The sequence below is a fragment of the Actinomycetospora flava genome (assembly GCF_037400335.1).
Taxonomy (GTDB): Bacteria; Actinomycetota; Actinomycetes; order Mycobacteriales; family Pseudonocardiaceae; genus Actinomycetospora; species Actinomycetospora flava.
Window position 1 is genome coordinate 136,278 of sequence record NZ_JBBEGM010000007.1, and the last position, 13,887, is coordinate 150,164.

Here is a 13,887-nt window from a genome sequence, read left to right on the forward strand (position 1 = left end):
CTGGGGCCTACAGGGGGCTTGGAGGGGGCTCAGAGGGGGGTGGTGAAGCCGGCGACGGGGCCGCGCAGCAGGGCGACGATCTCGGCCCAGAGGCCGGTGGCGAGCAGCAGCCCGACGACGACGAGCGCGACGCCGCCGACGACCTGGATGCGGCGGCTGTTGGTCCGCAGCCAGGCCTGGGCCCGGACCGCGCGGCCGGCGCCGAGGGCGATGAGCACGAACGGCACGCCCAGCCCGAGGCAGTAGGCGAGCAGCAGGACGAAGCCCCGGACCCCGGCCGACCCGGCGTCGGTGCCGCTGGCAAGGGCGACGACCCCGGCGAGCGTCGGCCCGAGGCACGGCGTCCACCCGAGCCCGAAGGTCGCGCCGAGCAGCGGGGCGCCGACGAGGCCGGTGCGCGGCACCCAGTGCGGGCGGGTGTCGCGCTGCAATGCGGGGACGAGGCCGAGGAAGACCAGGCCCATGGCGACGGTGACGACGCCCCCGACGCGCTGCAGGAGCGCCTCGTTGGCGAGCAGCGCGTCGGCGAGCCACACGACCGACCCGAGGCCGAGCACGAACACCACGGTGAAACCGAGGACGAACAGCCCCGCGGCCCCGGCGACGCGGAAGCGCCGGAGCCTGCGTCGGGTCGCGGTCGCGACGGGGAGCTCGCCGGTGACCGCCGCGCGGCGCTCGGCCTCCTGGGCGCGGACCTCGTCCTCGGTGACGGCCGGGGCGTCGGCGCCGACGAGCCCGGCCAGGTAGGCGAGGTAGCCCGGCACCAGCGGCACCACGCAGGGCGACGCGAAGCTGACCACTCCCGCCGCCACCGACAGCAGCACGGCGAGCAGGACGGGGCCGGACGTGGCCACCTCGGTCAGGTTCATGGCGGGTCCAGGGTAGGACCCACGGGTCGGGCGCGCGTGAGCACGGGGACCGATCTCCGACGATGTGTCGTAGAAGACCCGGCGTCGGAAGATCACGGGCGTCCTCGTGCACCCCAGCGGCGCCGTCGCGGGGATGACGTCGCTCCTGATCTCCGGACGCCGCACGGTAATTCGCTCGCGCGCTCCAGGACGGCGTCCTAGCGTGCCCGCCGTGGACATCGACTCCTGAGGACGCCGGGACCCCGCGTCCCGCGTCCGACCCCGCTGCCCCTTCACGCCGCCCGGCGCGGTGCCTTCGCACCCCGGGTGTCGCGGCGGCGTCCCGTCCGCATCCCCAGGAGGTCCCCTATGCGCACCACCGATCCCACACCCCCGCCGGCCAACCGCGCCCAGCGCCGCGCCGCCGCCAGAGGCCGGTCGGCCGGGACGGGCGGTCAGCCCGCGGCGCCCCGGCAGGCAGGCACGAGGGAGCAGACGAAGCCCGTGCGGACCCGCACGGACTTCGCCGCGCGCCGCAGCGGCTGAGCGCGCCGCGCGGGACGGTCAGTGCTGCGAGGCGTGACCGTTCCCGTTGGCGCCGCCCTGCTGTGGCGCCGTCCAGGGCGCGGTGCCGGGCATCCCCGGCGCCGCGCCCTGGTGCGGAGAGGCCGGGTAGGGCTGGTACGGCTGGTACTGCCCCGGCATCGGCGGCGGGCCCGCGGGCGGCGCGGCCGGACCCTGCGCGAGCTGCTCGGCCTGCGCCTCGTCGACCCACATCAGGAATCCGCACGCCGTGCACTGCGTGGCGTGGCGGACCCGGACCGGGAAGAGCGGGATGAAGAACAGCGTGAACTTCGTGACCGCCTTGATGATCGCGTTCGCGGCGGGTCGGTGACAGTTCGCGCAGGTCAGCACGACCAACGCGAGCTGCGTGACGGTGCGGCGGGTGCCGAAGACGATCAATGCCTACCCCCGGGGAGCGTTCCTGTCGCCGAGCTAATCAGATCGGGCGGCCGGGTGGCACCGGGTCAGCTGGAGGGGGCCGGCTCCGCCGCGATCCGATCGACCACGGGCTGGAGGTCCTCGGCGAGGATCGCGGTGAGGAAGACCGCCGCCACGCGGTGCTGGCGGTCGAGCACGATCGTCGACGGCACCGCGTTGCGCGGGTAGCCGCGCAGCGCGAGCAGGGAGCGTCCCGGCGGGTCGTAGATCGACGGGTAGACCACGCCGCGGTCGCGCACGAAGTCGGCGGCGGCGTCGCGCTGGTCGCGCACGTCGATCCCGAGGAACTGCACCCCGCGCGGCGCGGAGGCCGACGCGACCTGGTCGAGCGCGTCCGCCTCGCCCCGGCACGGGCCGCACCACGAGCCCCACACGTTGAGCACGACCACCTGGCCGCGCCAGTCGTCGGTGGAGATGGTCCGGCCCTGCTCGAGCAGGCTCTCGCCGCTGATCGGGGTCAGCGAGCCACGACTCTCGGGCGGGTCGTAGACGACGGTGGTGCGCCCGCCGGTGCCGTTGAAGACGAACTCGCCCTCGGACGCCCCCGACGAGCACCCCGCCACCAGCAGCAGGCCCGCCAGCGCGAGCAGCAGCGCGCGCACCTCAGGCCCCGGTCGCCGTCGGGTCGGAGGTGCCGCCGGGCTCGGCGTAGGCGATGTCGACGAGGCTCTCGTCGTCGAAGACGAAGCTCGTCACCGAACCCAGCGAGCACTGCCGGTGCGTGGGGTTGTGCCACAGCCGCTGGCCGGCCAGGAAGCGCCGCAGCGTCCAGATCGGCAGCTGGTGCGAGACGCACACGGCCTCGTGGCCGGCGGCCGCCGCGCGCGCCCGGTGGGCCGCGCCGAGCATGCGGTGGGCGATCTCGAGGTACGGCTCGCCCCACGACGGGCGGAACGGGTTGCGCAGCAGCGGCCAGAACTCGGGCTGGCGCAGCGCCCCGTCGCCGACCGAGACGTGCTTGCCCTCGAACGCGTTCGCGGCCTCGATGAGCCGGTCCTCGGTGACGGGCTCCAGCCCGAGCGCGGCGGCCACCGGCTCCGCGGTCTCCTGCGCGCGCTGCATCGGCGAGACGAACAGCGCGGTGACGTCGGCGCCGGCGAGGTGCAGCGCGACCCGCTTGGCCTGCTCGCGGCCGGTGTCCGAGAGCCCGTAGCCGGGCAGGCGCCCGTAGAGGATCTTCTCGGGGTTGTGCACCTCGCCGTGGCGCACCAGGTGGACGGTGGTCCGGATCGTCACGGAGCCTCCGCCGTCGCCGCCGCGCGCGCCGCGTGGGGCAGCGCCTCGGCGATCACCGAGAACGCCTCGTCGTCCATCGCCGCGGACACGAAGCACGCCTCGAACACGCTCGGCGGCCAGTACACGCCGCGGTCGAGCAGCGCGTGGAAGAACGGCGGGAAGCGCCAGGTCTCGGCGGCGCGCATGTCCTCGTAGTCCCGCCCGACGCCCTCGGCGAAGCGCACCGAGACCAGCGAGCCGGCCCGCTGCATGGTGTGGACGACGCCGGCCTCGGCGAGCGCGTCGGATACGAGCCGGTGCAGACGGTCGGCGTTCGCGTCGAGCGCGGTGTAGACCTCGGGCGTCGCGTGGCGCAGCGTCGTCAGGCCCGCGGCCGTCGCGACGGGGTTCCCGGCCAGCGTGCCCGCCTGGTAGACCGGCCCGGCCGGCGCGAGGTGGGCCATCACGTCCGCGCGGCCCCCGAACGCCGCCGCGGGCAGGCCGCCGGACATGACCTTGCCGAAGCAGTAGAGGTCGCCGGCCACGCCCTCGAGGCCGTACCAGCCGGCGGCCGAGACGCGGAAGCCCGTCATCACCTCGTCGATCACCAGCAGCGCGCCGTGGGCCTGGCAGAGTCGCTTGAGGCCGGCGTTGAAGCCGTCGTCGGGGGCGACCGCGCCCATGTTGCCGGCGGCCGCCTCGGTGATCACGCACGCGATCTCCGGGCCGCGCTCGGCGAAGACCTGGGCGACGGCGTCGAGGTCGTTGTAGGGCAGCACGACGGTGTCGGTCGCCTGGGCCCCGGTGACGCCCGGGGTGGACGGCAGCCCGAACGTCGCGACCCCGGAGCCCGCCTCGGCGAGCAGCGCGTCGACGTGACCGTGGTAGCAGCCGGCGAACTTGACCACGACGCTGCGGCCGGTGAACCCGCGCGCGAGGCGCACCGCGCTCATCGTCGCCTCGGTGCCGGAGTTGACCAGGCGCACCTGCTCGACGGGCTCCACACGCCGGACGATCTCCTCGGCGAGCTCGACCTCGCCGGTGCTCGGCGTGCCGAACGACAGGCCGCGGGTCGCGGCCTCGCGCACGGCCTCGACGACGGCCGGGTGCGCGTGCCCGAGGATCATCGGCCCCCAGGAGCTGACCAGGTCGACGTAGCGGTTCCCGTCGGCGTCGGTGAGGTACGGCCCGGCGCCGGACACCATGAACCGCGGCGTGCCGCCGACCGACCGGAACGCGCGGACCGGGGAGTTCACCCCGCCCGGGACCACCTGCTCGGCGCGCGCGAAGAGGTCGGCGCTGTGGCCGACGCTCGACGTGCCGGAGCCCGTCATCGCTGTACTGGTCACGGACGCCAGTGTCCCAGCAGGCGGGTGACGTCGCCGTGCCCGGGATCAGGTCGGCAGGCTCTCCCCCGGCGGCGGCCGCAGGCCGGCGACCGTGCGGTCGACGACGTCGCAGTCGGGCCCGACGACCTCGGCGGCGTACGGCGCCGCGTCGTAGCCCAGCAGCGCGCGGCAGGTGCCGCCGTCCTCGGCCCGCAGGTAGGGGCCCTGGCGCGGCCCGGCGGGGGCGTTCCAGGAGGTCACCGTCTCCCCGGTCCGCGAGCCGCGGGCGTTCACCTCGGTGGCCACGTCGACCGCGCCGTTCCACCGCGTCCACGTCACCGAGGTGCCCTCGGTCCCGCCGCAGCCGTACGCCTGGACCGGCACGATCCCCGAGGTGCCCGCCGCCGGCGTCGCCGGCCGGCAGCCGGGACCGACAGCCCCCGGGAGCACCCGCTCGACGGCCCGCAGCTGGTCGCCGCTGGGCAGGCCGGCGGTGCCGAAGGCCGCGGTCACGTCCGCGCACCGGTCGGCCGGGGCGTAGAGCTGCACGTTCACGGCGAACCCGGTGTAGGCCGCGAGGCTCGTGCACGAGCCGGCGCTGACGGTCTGCCAGTACGGGCCCTGGGGCACGGTCCCGAACTGCCACTCGCGCTCCCCGGTCACCGACGGCGAGCCGGTGTAGGAGGCGACCCGTTCCGTGGCGTCGGCCGCGGTGTTCCAGCGGGCGTACGCGATCGCCACGTCGCCGGGGCCCGCGCACTGCAGCGCCTCGATCGGCTGCGCGCCGCTGGTGCTGATCCGGTACGCCGTCAGGTCGCCGGGCGCGCACCCGCCCGACACCGTCTGCGGGAACATCTGCGCCAGCGACGCCGGGGGGCCGACGGCGACCGCCGCCGGCCCCGACGACCCGCCGCCGCCCGCCACCAGCACCACCGTGACGATCAGCGCGGCGACGAGGACGAGGACGCCCGCGACCACCGCGATCGTGCGCCCGGGGCGCCGGGAGGGCGGGGCGGCGGGCTGTCCGGGCTGTCCGGGCGAGCTGGGCGCGCCCCACCCGTTCCAGGTCCCCGGCGGGGCGCCCGGCGGCGACCAGCCCCCGGACGCGCCGTGCGGCCCGCTGTCCCAGCGCACCTGCCCGGCCGGCGCGTAGGGCGCCGGCTGCGGGGGCGGGTACCCCGCGGGCCCCACCCACGTCTCGCGGTGGTGCTCCGGCCCGCCGGCCGGCGCGGCGGGCACCGGCCCGCTCCCCTCGAGGGCGGCGCGGGCGGCGTCGGCGAGCAGGCCGGCCTCCGCGTACCGGTCGGCGGGGCGCTTGGCCAGGCCGCGCAGGAGGACGGCGTCCAGCGCCGGCGGCAGCCCGGGGCGTCGCGACGACGGCGGGGCGGGCGGCACGGCCATGTGCTGGTGGAGCATCGCGGGCATGTCGCCGTCGAACGGCGGGCGCCCGACGAGGCACTCGTAGAGCACGACGGCGAGCGCGTAGACGTCGGCGCGGCGGTCGACGGCGGCGCCCTCGAACTGCTCGGGCGCCATGTAGGCCAGCGTCCCCAGCGTGGTCCCGGTCCCGGTGAGGTTGCGCCCGCGCGTCCCCGAGCTCGCGAGCCGGACGATCCCGAAGTCGACGAGGTGCACGAAGTCCGGCCCGCGCCCCGAGCTCACGAGCACGTTGCCGGGCTTGACGTCGCGGTGCACGAGGTCGTGGGCGTGGGCGTCGTCGAGCGCGTCGGCGACCTGCTCGACGATCCCCACCGCGCGGCCCGGGTCGAGCGGGCCCTCCTCGGCGAGCACGCGGGCGAGGTCGCGGCCCTCGACGATGCGCATGTCGAGGAAGAGCCGCCCGTCGATCACCCCGAAGTCGTGGATCGGGATGACGTGCGGCGACGACAGGCGGGCGGCGGTGCGGCACTCGCGCTCGAAGCGCTCGCGGATCTCCGGGTCGTCGGCGAGGTCCGGCGTCAGGCGCTTGAGGGCGACCTCCCGGTCGCGACGCGTGTCGTAGGCGCGGTACACCTCGCCCATCCCGCCCCGCCCGAGACGCCCCTCCAGCCGGTAGGGCCCGAAGGTGTCCGTCATCCGCCCTCCCCGGGTCGGGCGGACGGTCGTCGTCCCGGCGCCCGGACGGAGGATAGAGGGACCGGGCAGCCTCAGTCGATCACGACGTGCGGTCGGATCCCGGCGTCAGCGAGACGGCCGCCGGGTCGGGCTCCCCGGACGGGGGAGGCGCCTCGGCGCTCTCCGTGGGCGGCTCCTCCGCGGCGGCGGCGGCGTCGTCGTCGTTCCGTCGTCGCGCCGGCCGGGCGGCGAGGCCCGCGAGCACCGCGGCGACGGCGGCCGCCGTCCCGGCGACGAGGTAGCCGCCGACCAGGTGCAGCTGGCGGATCGGGGTGACGAGCAGGCCGCCCGTCGTCTCGCGCACCTCGACCCCGGCGAGGAGCAGCACGACCGCCGCGACGGCGAGCACCCCCGCGACCACGACGAGCACCACCGGGCGCCTCACGACGCCGCCCGCGCGCGCAGCAGGTCCTCGAGCGCCGCGCGCAGCCCGGCACCGTCGCGCGCCCACGCCACCGCGCGGGTGCCGTCGGTGAGGCGCAGGACCACCGGCTGCAGCCGGCGCGGCACGACCGGCCCGTCGCCGAGCACCCGCAGGCCGTGGTGCTCCTCGTCCACCGGGCGCAGCGAGGTCACGTGCGACATCGGCAGGCTCGTGGTGCCCTGCTCGAGCGTCGTCCGGGTCAGGCGCACCCGCAGGTAGCGCCGCCGGGTGCGCACGAGCAGCAGCGTGTAGAGGAAGACCAGCAGGCCCACGCCGACCCACAGCGGCAGCGACGCCCCGCCGGGCGCGAGGCTCTCGAGCCCGATCCCCGCCGCGGCGAGCACCGGGCCGAACAGCAGCACCCAGGGCCGCGTGCCCGACTCCTCGAAGAGAACGTCGGGCTCGGTCATGCGGACCGGCCGAACCACGCCCGCGCCGCGGGCAGGTGCAGCAGCACCGCCCCGGCCGCGAACGCGACGAACCACACCCCGCCGACACCGAGGAACGTCACCTGCACCAGGCCGACGACCCCCAGCACGGCGCCGAGCACCGTGAGGCCGATCCACGCCGCGCGCGAGTGGTCGCGCAGCCGGCGCGCCCCCACGACCGTGCCGACGCCCGCCGCGGCGAGCACGATCATCGCGGCGACCACGGCGATCGGCTCAGTGGTGGGGTCGAGCGTGCCGAACACCAGGCCCACCGCGAAGAGCACGGCCGTCCCGACCATGAGGACGCCGAGCACCGTCCAGACCACGACCGCGGCCGTGACGATCCCCGGACGCCCCGGCTCCTCCTCGGGCGGGGTGACCGCGACGGGGTCGACGGGCGCACGGTCGGGCACGGTCACCGGTCCAGCCAGGCGGTGGCCTCGGTGGCCCAGTAGGTGAGGACGAGGTCGGCGCCGGCGCGGCGGATGCCCGTCAGCGACTCGAGGATCGTGCGCTCGCGGTCGAGCCACCCGCGCTCGACCGCTGCCGAGATCATCGCGTACTCCCCGGACACCTGGTACGCGGCGACCGGGACGTCGGCGCTGTCGGCGACCCGGCGCAGCACGTCGAGGTAGGCCATGGCCGGCTTGACCATCACCATGTCGGCGCCCTCGTCGAGGTCGAGCGCCGCCTCGCGGGCCGCCTCGCGGGCGTTGGCCGGGTCCTGCTGGTAGGTCCGCCGGTCGCCCTGGAGCTGGGAGTCGACGGCCTCGCGGAACGGCCCGTAGAAGGCGCTCGCGTACTTGGCGGAGTAGGCGAGGATCGCGGTGTCGCGGAACCCCGCCTCGTCGAGCGCAGCCCGGATGACGCCGACCTGGCCGTCCATCATCCCGCTGGGCGCGACGACGTGGGCGCCGGCGCGGGCCTGCGCGACCGCCATCTCGCCGTAGATCGGCAGCGTCGCGTCGTTGTCGACCGCGCCGTGCGCGTCGAGGACCCCGCAGTGCCCGTGGTCGGTGAACTCGTCGAGGCACGTGTCGGCCATGACCGGCAGCGCGTCGCCGACCTCGGCCCGGACGTCCGCGAGCGCGACGTTGAGGATCCCCTGCGGGTCGGTCGCCCCGGAGCCCACCGCGTCGCGCCGCGCGGGCACGCCGAACAGCATGATCCCGCCGACGCCCGCCGCCGCCGCCTCCGCGGCGGCCTTGCGCAGCGACTCGCGGGTGTGCTGGACGACCCCCGGCATCGACGTGATCGGCTTCGGCGCGTCGAGGCCCTCGGCCACGAACACCGGCAGGATCAGGTGCCGCGGACGCACGTCGGTCTCGGCGACGAGGCGGCGGATGCCGGGGTTCGCCCGGAGGCGGCGCGGACGATCGGTGGGAAACATGGGCCTTCGTCCTTCAGGAGCCTGTCGGCCCCAAATTAGCGCTTGCGGGCCTTCGTCTTGCGCGGCGGGGGCAGCGCGCCCTCGGCCCGCAGCTTGTTGGCGTGCGACGCGAGCGCCTCGACCAACGACGGGACGTCGGCGGTGTCCGGCTTGACGTCGACGCGCAGCCCGAACTCGACGGCCGTCTCCGCGGTCTTCGGGCCGATGCAGGCGACGATCGTGCGGGCGTGCGGCTTGCCCGCGATCCCGACGAGGTTGCGCACCGTCGACGACGACGTGAAGCAGACCGCGTCGAACCCGCCGGTCTTGATCGCCTCGCGCACCGGCGCGGGCGGCGGCGCCGCCCGCACCGTGCGGTACGCGGTGATGTCGTCGATCTCCCAGCCGCGCGCCTGGAGGCCCTCGGCGAGGGTCTCGGTGGCGATGTCGGCGCGTGGGAGCAGCACCCGGTCGACCGGGTCGAGCACGTCGTCGTGCGGCGGGAAGACGTCGAGCAGGCCCTCGGAGGACTGCTCGGTCTCCTCGGACGGCACGAGCTCGGGGTGGACGCCGAAGGCGCGCACGGTCTCGGCCGTCGCCTCGCCGACGCAGGCGATCTTCACGCCGGAGAACGCGCGGGCGTCGAGGCCGAACTCGCCGAACTTCTCCCACACGGCGCGCACGGCGTTGGCCGAGGTGAACACGACCCACTGGTAGCGGCCGTCGACGAGGCCCTTGACCGCGCGCTCCATCTGCGCCGGGCTGCGCGGGGGCTCGACCGCGATGGTCGGCACCTCCTCGGGCACCGCGCCGTGCACGCGCAGGCGGTCGCTCATGGCGCCGGCCTGGTCCTTGGTGCGCGGCACGAGCACGCGCCAGCCGTAGAGCGCGCGCGACTCCCACCAGGACAGCGTGGAGCGGTCGGTGACCGCGTCGCCGAGGGTGACGACCAGCGTGCCCTCGAGCTCGGCGCCGTCGGTGGCGAGCTTGTCGAGGCTCGTCTCCACGGTGCGCTGGCGCGAGCCGGTGCCGGCCGTGGTGACCAGGGCCGGGGTGCCGGGCTTCCAGCCGTTCTCCACGAGCTGCGCCGACGCGCCCGCGAGCTCCGCGGCGGTGGCCTGCAGCACCAGCGGGCCCGGCGCGACGGCCAGGGCGGCGTAGTCGACGGCCTCGCCGGCGGTGAGGTCGACCGAGGTGTGGGCCGGGCCGAGCGCGACGCCGGCGTAGGTCGGCACCGCGGTGTCGGCGGGCATGCCCGGCACGACGTCGAACGGCACGGCGGCCGCCGCGACGGCGCGGACCTCGGTGACGACGTCCGGGCGGACCAGCGGGTCGCCGATGACCAGGCGCACCACCGACTCGCCGCCCCGGGCCGCCCCGACCACCGTCTCGGCGAGCGTCGCGGGGTCGGCGGGGGCGGGGCCCTCGCCGGTGGAGGTCGGGTCGTCGGCCGCGAAGCCCGGCGCCACGACGGCGTCGGTGGCGGGGCCGCCGGCCGCGGGGTCGTCGCCGGCGTGCCCGACCGGGCGCACGGTCACCGAGGAGGGCAGCAGCGCGAGGACGTCCGCGGGCACGCCGCGATCGGCCACGACCAGCGTGGCGGCGGCGAGGGCGTCGCGGGCCCGGACGGTCAGCAGACCGGGGTCACCGGGCCCGCTGCCGACGAAGGCGACCCGGCCGGCGGTCGTCGAGGGTGCTGTCATGTCTTCCGATCCCATCGTGGTGTTCAGGAGGCGGGCGGGGGCTGGTCCTGCTGCGGTGTCTCCGACCCCGCGAGCCCCTTCGGCTCCGCCCCGTCGGCGAGCAGTTCCTCGGCCAGCTCCCGGCCGATCCGCTCGGCGTCCTCGGTCTCTCCGGTGGCGGAGCCGCGCACCAGCGCGCCCTCCGCCGTGGCGGCCACCGCGCGCAGCGACAGCCGTTCGACGACGTGTCCGTCGTCGTCGAGGTCCTCGACGACCTCGGCGAGCGCCCCGACGGGGGCGCCGCAGGGTGACCCCAGCCCGCCGAGCACGGCGCGCTCGGCGGAGACCGCCACCGCGACGGACTCGTCGTGCAGGGTCGAGCGCAGGAAGTGCTCGAGGGGAGCGTCCTCGGTCCGGCACTCGCAGGCGAGCGCCCCCTGCGCGGGGGCGGGCAGCACCTGCAGCGGATCGAGCACCTCGGTGGCCTCGCCGACACGGCCCAGGCGGGCGAGACCGGCGCGGGCGAGCACCACGGCGTCGAGCTCGCCGCGGGCCACCTTGCCGATCCGGGTGTCGACGTTGCCGCGGATCGGCACGAGCTCGAGCCCCAGCCCGAGCGCGGCGATCTGCGCGATGCGCCGCGGCGACCCGGTGCCGACCACGGCGCCCGGCGGCAGTTCGCCGAGCACCATGCCGTCGCGGGCCACGAGCGCGTCGCGGGGGTCCTCGCGCGCCGGGACGGCCGCGAGGGAGAGCCCCGGCACCGGGGCCGTGGGCAGATCCTTGAAGGAGTGCACCGCGACGTCGATCTCGCCGGCGAGCACGGCGTCGCGCAGGGCGGTCACGAACACGCCGACCCCGGTCTGCGCGATCGGGGTGCCCGCGGCCTGGCTGCGGTCGCCGTCGGTGGAGATCGTGACGACCTCGACGGTGGCGCCCGCCGCGGTGAGCGCGGAGGCGACGATGTCGGTCTGGGTGCGGGCGAGCAGGCTCGCGCGGGTCCCGATGCGGATCGTGCGGGCACCCTCGCCCGTCAGGGGCGCCACGTCGGCGGTGGCCGTCATCGCCGGCCCCGCCGGGTGTCGACCGACAGCGCCTGGTCCATGCCGTCGCCCGGCTCGACGCTCGCCGTGGTCTCGGCGAGCACCGCGGGCGTCTGCGGGTCGAGCTCGAACAGCTCGCGCAGCGCCTCGGCGTAGGTGTCGCCGCCCGGGGACTGGGCGAGGCGCTTGACCTGCACGGTCGGCGTGTGCAGCAGCTTGTCGACCACGCGGCGCACGGTCTGGGCGACCTCGTCGCGGGCGTGCTCGTCGAGGTCGGGCAGGCGCCCGTCGAGCCGGAGCAGCTCGGCGTCGACGACCTCGGCGGCCCGGCGGCGCAGCGCGGTGACGGTGGGCGTGACCTCGGCGGTGCGCTGGGCGGCGAAGTAGCCGCGCACCTCCTCGGCGACGACCCCGCGCGCCTCCTCGACGGCGCGCCCGGCGCTCGCGGAGCGCAGGCGCTCGCCCAGGGCGGCGAGGTCGACGACGGTGACGCCCGGGAGCGCGCCGACGCGGGGGTCGACGTCGCGGGGCAGCCCGAGGTCACAGATCACCAGCGGCGGGGCGGCGGCGTCGCGCATCGCCAGCGCGGCGCGGACCTCCTCCTCGCCGACGACCGTGCCGATCGCGCCCGTGCAGGCGACGACGACGTCGGCGGCGGCGATCTCGGCGCGCAGCGCGCGGGTGTCGGAGAGGCCGACCGCGCGGGCCGTCGCGCCCTCGGTGCGCAGGGCGACGGCGAGGCGCTCGGCGTTCTCCTCGGAGCGGTTGGCGAGCACGAGGTCGTCGACCCCCGCGCGGCGCAGGTGCGCGGTGGACAGCGCGCCCATCGACCCGGCGCCGACGACGAGCGCGCGGCGCCCGGCCAGCGCGCCCGGCCCACCGAGCGCGGCCTCCGCGTCGGCGAGGGCCTCGGAGACGACCGAGGCGCCGGCGGCGTCGATGCCGGTCTCGGCGTGGGCGCGCTTGCCGACGCGCAGCGCCTGCTGGGCGAGCTCGTGCAGCACGCGGCCGGCCGACCCGAGCTCGCGGGCCTCGCCGTAGGCGGCGCGGAGCTGGCCGAGGATCTGCGCCTCGCCGACGACCATCGAGTCGAGCCCGGCGGCCACGGAGAAGAGGTGCTCCACCGCCGAGCCGGCGTAGTGGACGTAGAGGTGGTCGGTGAGGTCGGAGACCTCGGCGTGGGCGTGGCGGGCGAGCACCGAGGACACCTCGGTGAGGCCGCCGTGGAAGGTTTCGACCACCGCGTAGATCTCGACGCGGTTGCACGTGGAGACGAGCATCGCCTCGGTGACGTGATCGCCGGTCAGCAGGTCGTCGAGGACCTTGCGGGTGTCGTCTCCGGACACGGCGACGCGCTCGAGCACCGGCACCTCGGCGGTGCGGTGCGAGACGCCGACCAGGAGCAGGCTCATCGGGAGACCGCCTCTCGCGGGGTCTGTCGCGGGGTGGCTGTGGGACCGGCGGCCGGGACGGTGCCGTGCCGCCGGGCGACGTGGAACGACAGCACCTGCATCTCCACCGCCAGGTCGACCTTGCGCACCTCGACCCCCGCCGGCACCGCCAGCACGGTGGGCGCGAAGTTGAGGATGCTGCGCACGCCCGCGGCCACGAGGTGGTCGCAGACGGTCTGGGCGGCGGACGCGGGCGTCGCGACCACGCCGATGGTGACGCCGCGCTCGGCGCACACGCGCGGGATGGTGTCGGCGTGCTCGACCTCGACGCCGTCGACGGTGGTGCCGACCAGCGCGGGGTCGACGTCGAAGAGCGCCGCGACGGGGAAGCCGCGCGCGGCGAAGCCGCCGTAGCCGGCGAGGGCGTGGCCGAGGTTGCCGACCCCGACCAGGGCGACCGCGTGCGGACGGGTCAGCCCCAGGGTGGCCTCGACCTCCGCGACCAGCCGGGACACGTCGTACCCGACCCCGCGCACCCCGGACGAGCCGATGAGCGAGAGGTCCTTGCGCAGCTTCGCCGAGTTCACCCCGGCGGCCGCCGCCAGCTCCTCGCTGGACACGGTGCCGCGGCCCTCGGCCAGCAGGGTGGTGAGCACGCGGAGGTAGACGGCCAGCCGGGCCACGGTCGCCTCCGGCACCGGGCGGGACGCGGTGTCCGTGTCCCCGTCGGAGCTCTCGGTGCTGTCGGAGCTCTCGGAGCCGTCGGGACCCTCGGGAACGTCGACCGGCGCCAGGTCGTCCCCGGGCGTCCGGGTCGTGGGCACCGGGCGGCGGGCAGGCCGGGTGCCACGATCGACCGTCACTTCCGGGCGCCTCCTGTCGTGCCTCGCTGCGTGCCGCGGTCCGCGACCGGCGGCCCGCGCCCGTCACGCGGATCCGCATCCGGCGGCCGGCACCTCACGGCGCCCGGACGCGTTCTCTTCTGGAGACAACGCTAGCGCTCGTGAACGCACGCACAAAATCGCCGCGACCCGCCCGGCCG

General features: G+C 76.4%; 14 protein-coding genes. All 14 read right to left on the reverse strand.

Going from position 1 to position 13,887, the window contains the following annotated elements; all coding sequences use genetic code 11:
* Nucleotides 1-29 precede the first annotated feature (29 nt).
* Nucleotides 30-869 carry a cytochrome c biogenesis CcdA family protein gene (locus WCD58_RS17745; RefSeq protein ID WP_337704381.1) on the reverse strand — a complete coding sequence of 280 codons (840 nt, stop codon included), beginning with the start codon at nt 867-869 and terminating at the stop codon, nt 30-32.
* Between the two features lie 543 nt (nt 870-1,412).
* Nucleotides 1,413-1,811: a zinc ribbon domain-containing protein gene (locus WCD58_RS17750; RefSeq protein WP_337704382.1), complete on the reverse strand. Its 399-nt coding sequence runs from the start codon at nt 1,809-1,811 to the stop codon at nt 1,413-1,415.
* A 65-nt stretch (nt 1,812-1,876) separates the two neighbouring features.
* On the reverse strand, nt 1,877-2,452 hold the full coding sequence (locus tag WCD58_RS17755; RefSeq protein ID WP_337704383.1) for a TlpA family protein disulfide reductase: 576 nt from the start codon (nt 2,450-2,452) through the stop codon (nt 1,877-1,879).
* 1 nt (nt 2,453) lies between these two features.
* Complete coding sequence (locus WCD58_RS17760) at nt 2,454-3,080, reverse strand: histidine phosphatase family protein (protein WP_337704596.1); 627 nt, start codon at nt 3,078-3,080, stop codon at nt 2,454-2,456.
* 2 nt (nt 3,081-3,082) lie between these two features.
* Nucleotides 3,083-4,399 (reverse strand): glutamate-1-semialdehyde 2,1-aminomutase, encoded by a 1,317-nt coding sequence (hemL, locus tag WCD58_RS17765; protein ID WP_337704597.1) that lies wholly within the window; start codon nt 4,397-4,399, stop codon nt 3,083-3,085.
* Nucleotides 4,400-4,459: 60 nt separating this feature from the next.
* The gene (locus WCD58_RS17770; RefSeq protein WP_337704384.1) at nt 4,460-6,469 is read right to left on the reverse strand and encodes a serine/threonine-protein kinase; all 2,010 of its coding nucleotides are present in this window, start codon (nt 6,467-6,469) and stop codon (nt 4,460-4,462) included.
* 79 nt (nt 6,470-6,548) lie between these two features.
* The gene (locus WCD58_RS17775; protein WP_337704385.1) at nt 6,549-6,893 is read right to left on the reverse strand and encodes a hypothetical protein; all 345 of its coding nucleotides are present in this window, start codon (nt 6,891-6,893) and stop codon (nt 6,549-6,551) included.
* Complete coding sequence (gene mce1N / locus WCD58_RS17780; protein WP_337704386.1) at nt 6,890-7,342, reverse strand: transport-regulating membrane protein Mce1N; 453 nt, start codon at nt 7,340-7,342, stop codon at nt 6,890-6,892. Before mce1N ends, WCD58_RS17775 begins: the two co-directional genes overlap by 4 nt.
* A complete protein-coding gene (locus WCD58_RS17785; protein ID WP_337704387.1) occupies nt 7,339-7,779 on the reverse strand; it encodes a hypothetical protein in 441 nt (146 codons plus the stop codon). Before WCD58_RS17785 ends, mce1N begins: the two co-directional genes overlap by 4 nt.
* Nucleotides 7,776-8,750 carry a porphobilinogen synthase gene (gene hemB / locus WCD58_RS17790; RefSeq protein ID WP_337704388.1) on the reverse strand — a complete coding sequence of 325 codons (975 nt, stop codon included), beginning with the start codon at nt 8,748-8,750 and terminating at the stop codon, nt 7,776-7,778. The genes WCD58_RS17785 and hemB overlap by 4 nt, the downstream gene beginning before the upstream one ends.
* A 35-nt stretch (nt 8,751-8,785) precedes the next feature.
* Nucleotides 8,786-10,432 (reverse strand): uroporphyrinogen-III synthase, encoded by a 1,647-nt coding sequence (locus WCD58_RS17795; RefSeq protein ID WP_337704389.1) that lies wholly within the window; start codon nt 10,430-10,432, stop codon nt 8,786-8,788.
* A 23-nt stretch (nt 10,433-10,455) separates the two neighbouring features.
* Nucleotides 10,456-11,475 carry a hydroxymethylbilane synthase gene (hemC, locus tag WCD58_RS17800; protein ID WP_337704390.1) on the reverse strand — a complete coding sequence of 340 codons (1,020 nt, stop codon included), beginning with the start codon at nt 11,473-11,475 and terminating at the stop codon, nt 10,456-10,458.
* Nucleotides 11,472-12,866, reverse strand: a complete 1,395-nt coding sequence (locus WCD58_RS17805) for a glutamyl-tRNA reductase (RefSeq protein ID WP_337704391.1) — start codon at nt 12,864-12,866, stop codon at nt 11,472-11,474. The genes hemC and WCD58_RS17805 overlap by 4 nt, the downstream gene beginning before the upstream one ends.
* Nucleotides 12,863-13,708, reverse strand: coding sequence for a redox-sensing transcriptional repressor Rex (locus WCD58_RS17810; RefSeq protein WP_337704392.1), 846 nt, complete (start codon nt 13,706-13,708; stop codon nt 12,863-12,865). The genes WCD58_RS17805 and WCD58_RS17810 overlap by 4 nt, the downstream gene beginning before the upstream one ends.
* Nucleotides 13,709-13,887 lie beyond the last annotated feature (179 nt).

Bases quoted from the DNA above. Each gene is read 5' to 3' on its own strand.
- WCD58_RS17745 (WP_337704381.1), bottom strand. From the start codon at position 869: ATGAACCTGACCGAGGTGGCCACGTCCGGCCCCGTCCTGCTCGCCGTG.
- hemL (WP_337704597.1), bottom strand. From the start codon at position 4,399: ATGACGGGCTCCGGCACGTCGAGCGTCGGCCACAGCGCCGACCTCTTC.
- WCD58_RS17770 (WP_337704384.1), bottom strand. From the start codon at position 6,469: ATGACGGACACCTTCGGGCCCTACCGGCTGGAGGGGCGTCTCGGGCGG.
- mce1N (WP_337704386.1), bottom strand. From the start codon at position 7,342: ATGACCGAGCCCGACGTTCTCTTCGAGGAGTCGGGCACGCGGCCCTGG.
- hemB (WP_337704388.1), bottom strand. From the start codon at position 8,750: ATGTTTCCCACCGATCGTCCGCGCCGCCTCCGGGCGAACCCCGGCATC.
- WCD58_RS17795 (WP_337704389.1), bottom strand. From the start codon at position 10,432: ATGACAGCACCCTCGACGACCGCCGGCCGGGTCGCCTTCGTCGGCAGC.
- hemC (WP_337704390.1), bottom strand. From the start codon at position 11,475: ATGACGGCCACCGCCGACGTGGCGCCCCTGACGGGCGAGGGTGCCCGC.
- WCD58_RS17805 (WP_337704391.1), bottom strand. From the start codon at position 12,866: ATGAGCCTGCTCCTGGTCGGCGTCTCGCACCGCACCGCCGAGGTGCCG.